Here is a 713-nt window from a genome sequence, read left to right as displayed (position 1 = left end):
CTGGAGAGAGGAGAGCAGGAGGGGGCGGCTGCTGAAACGGGCCAAGTTCCCGGTCCCCAAGACCTTCGAAGGGTACGACTGGTCGAGGGTAAAGGTGCCGGAGGAGATCGGACGCGGGGGCATCGAGAGCTGCAGGTTCATTGCAGACAAGCAGAACCTCGTCCTGTACGGCGGCGTGGGGAACGGCAAGACCCACATGGCCATAGCGTGCGGAACCGCAGCCTGCGCCATGGGGATGACGGTGATGTTCACGACGATCGCCGACCTCGTCGTGAGGATGACCAAGGCCGAAGCCGAGGGAACCTTGGAGAAGGTGTTCAAAGAGGTCGAGAGGGCCGATCTGGTGATACTGGACGAGCTTGGGTACCTTCCCATAAACCAAGATGGCGCCAAGCTCCTGTACCAGGTGGTGAACAAGTGCTACGAGAGGAGAAGCCTTATCGTGACCACGAATCTTGAGTTCAGCAGGTGGGGAAAGATCCTGACCGACGACCAGATGGCGGCTGCCATGATCGACCGAATCGTCCACTACGGCCACCTGGTCGTGTTCGAGGGGCCGACGAAGAGGATGGAGGCCTCGCCTATGGCCCGAAGGGGCTAAGAGGCAAAGCCAAAGAGAGAAAGAGGCACGCCTTTGCCAAACCTGAAACCTTTCCTTGCCACGTGTGAAAAGAACCGCTGCCTCAATTGAAAGCCCGAGCTTGACACAAACA

General features: G+C 58.9%; 1 protein-coding gene. It reads left to right on the top strand.

All coding sequences use genetic code 11. From position 1 onward, the window contains the following. On the top strand, positions 1–601 hold a 601-nt coding region (gene istB / locus ACTQX9_RS09540), incomplete at its 5' end, for an IS21-like element helper ATPase IstB (RefSeq protein ID WP_441541387.1). Positions 602–713 lie beyond the last annotated feature (112 nt).

This window comes from Collinsella sp. LCP19S3_F2, from assembly GCF_052121015.1.
Taxonomy (GTDB): Bacteria; Actinomycetota; Coriobacteriia; order Coriobacteriales; family Coriobacteriaceae; genus Collinsella.
This window is presented reverse-complemented; position numbering and strand designations above follow the sequence as displayed.